This is a genomic window from Caldisericia bacterium, assembly GCA_021158845.1.
Taxonomy (GTDB): Bacteria; Caldisericota; Caldisericia; order B22-G15; family B22-G15; genus B22-G15.
In genome coordinates, this window is record JAGGSY010000011.1 from 1 (window position 1) to 2,408 (window position 2,408).

Genomic DNA, 2,408 nt, shown 5'->3' on the forward strand with positions numbered 1-2,408 from the left:
ACCTTAATTATATAAAGGGGATAGTCACTGTAGCAGTTGTTTTTCTCGTCATTAAATACATATTAAACTACATAAAAAGAAAGATCATTACCTCTTCGGAGAAGAAAAAAAAGAGGGGATGGCAGAAAAGATTAACACTTATAAAGCTCTTCTTCTCTCTATCAGATTATCTTCTTATCTTTCTCTTCATCTGGTATGTACTCAAGGTGTTTAATGTTGATACAACTCCACTTCTTGCCATTACAGGTGTTGGGGGAATAGCAGTAGGTTTTGCTGGTCAGACTTTCTTTAAAGATGCCATTTCGGGCATGTTCATTCTGTTTGAGGATTACTTTTCAGTGGGAGATTTTGTCGAGATTGGTGATATTTCTGGCACTGTGGAAGAAATTGGAATAAGAACCACAAAGATAAGAAACTATGAGGGAAAGCTTTTTCTTATCCCAAATGGAGAGATAAGGAGTGTAATAAAGTATGATGTGGGAGATCAATTTACCGTTATTGAGCTTCCCATATCCTACGAGTCAGATATTGACAGGGCAAAGGAAGTTATTATGAGTATAGGAGATAAACTTATAGAGGAGAAAGTAATCCTTGATAAACCAAAAATTCTTGGAGTTAATGAACTTGGAGATTCTTCAATTATTATAAAAGTCCTTGCCAAAGTTGATAAGGGTATGAGATGGTCTGCAAGAAGAAGATTCCTTGAGGAGGCGAAGAAAACATTTGACAGGGAAGGCATTGAGATTCCTTACAATAGAATGGTTGTCTATATAAAGAACGAAAAAGAGAAATGAATCACCATAAAACCATTTAATTATGTATCCATCTTATCTTTCTCTTAGTTCTAAAGAGGTGGAAAGGAGGGGGAAGGAACTTTTTGGTAGATTAAAAAGTTGTGATATATGCCCAAGAGACTGCCTTGTGGATAGACTTTCAGGTAAAAGAGGAGTATGTAGAAGTGATTATAGATTGATGGTCTCGTCCTACAATCTTCACTTTGGGGAGGAACCTCCTATTTCTGGTTGGAGAGGTTCAGGAACAATCTTTCTTACAAACTGTCCTTTAAGATGTAAGTTTTGCCAGAATTATCCCATAAGTCAGCTTGGAAATGGGAAGGTTTATGAAGTAGAGGAACTTTCAGAGATGATGCTTTATCTTCAGAGGAGAGGAGCGCATAACATAAACCTTGTAACTCCAACTCACTATCTACCACACATCCTTCTTGCTCTATCAATGGCAATGAAGAGAGGTCTTAAGATTCCTATTGTTTACAACACATCAGGTTATGAAAAGGTTGAAATTCTCCGATATCTTGATGGGGTTGTTGATATCTACCTTCCAGATGCAAAATACAGCGATAAAAACCTTGCAAAGAGATTATCCCTTGCAAATGATTATCCAGAGGTTAATAGACTTGCTTTGAAGGAAATGGCAAGGCAGGTTGGAGAGCTTAAGCTTAGTGAAGATGGAGTTGCAATAAGAGGGCTTATAGTAAGGCACCTTGTTCTTCCAAACAATGTGGAGAATTCAAGAGGGGTTCTTAATATGATAAAGGAGGAGATCGGAACATGGGTTACAATATCCCTTATGTCTCAATACTTTCCGACATTCAGGGCATTAAGTGATAATATGATAAATAGAAAAATAACAGAGGAAGAATATAAAGAGGTTGTTAGATACATGGAATCTCTTGGATTCAAAAATGGTTGGATTCAACCAATATAAAGGAGGGTAAAATGCCAAGAAAAAAGAGAAAAACCATCTCTGAGTTAATTTCCCTTAAGGGGAGAAAAACCCTTATAACAGGTGCTGCATCTGGAATAGGCGAGGCTATAGCATTAAGGTTTGCAGAAGCAGGAAGTAATCTTGAACTCGTTGATATAAATGAGGAGCTATTAAAGAAGGTTGAAGGGGAGCTTAAAAAGTATAAAGTGGATGTAAATGCCCATATAGTTGATTTAACAAAATGGAAAGAGATTGATAGACTCTGGGATAAGTTAAAAGGTAAGGAGCCTGATATTCTTGTCAATAATGCCGGAGTTTACCCATTTAAGAAGTTTCTTGAAGTGGATAGGCGCTTTATTGAGAAGGTTTTTAGTCTGAATTTTGAGTCTGTCTTTAGAATGTGCCAGAAGATGATAAAGGGGAGGCTTAATAAAGGTGGAGTCATAGTAAATATAGCATCCATTGAAGCAATTACTCCCTTTAAGAATGATCTATCAGTTTACAGTGCAAGTAAGGGTGGAGTGATAACTCTTACAAGAACTCTTGCCAAGGAATTTGGAAAGAAATTTAGAGTAAATGCTGTTGTTCCCGGTGGGATTATGACCCAGACCACAAAGGAACTTGCAAAGAAACTCTACAAGCTTGAAGGAGAGTTTATAAAGGCAGGAATAGAATACATGTGG

3 protein-coding genes are annotated in these 2,408 nt (G+C 37.0%); all 3 read left to right on the forward strand.

From position 1 onward, the window contains the following. On the forward strand, positions 1-794 hold a 794-nt coding region (locus J7J33_00420), incomplete at its 5' end, for a mechanosensitive ion channel family protein (GenBank protein MCD6167761.1). 22 nt (positions 795-816) lie between these two features. After that, positions 817-1,725 carry a radical SAM protein gene (locus tag J7J33_00425; GenBank protein MCD6167762.1) on the forward strand — a complete coding sequence of 303 codons (909 nt, stop codon included), beginning with the start codon at positions 817-819 and terminating at the stop codon, positions 1,723-1,725. Positions 1,726-1,736: 11 nt separating this feature from the next. After that, on the forward strand, positions 1,737-2,408 hold a 672-nt coding region (locus tag J7J33_00430; GenBank protein MCD6167763.1), incomplete at its 3' end, for an SDR family oxidoreductase.

Excerpts from the sequence above, each read along its gene's own strand:
- J7J33_00425 (MCD6167762.1), top strand. The coding sequence starts at position 817 with ATGTATCCATCTTATCTTTCTCTTAGTTCTAAAGAGGTGGAAAGGAGG.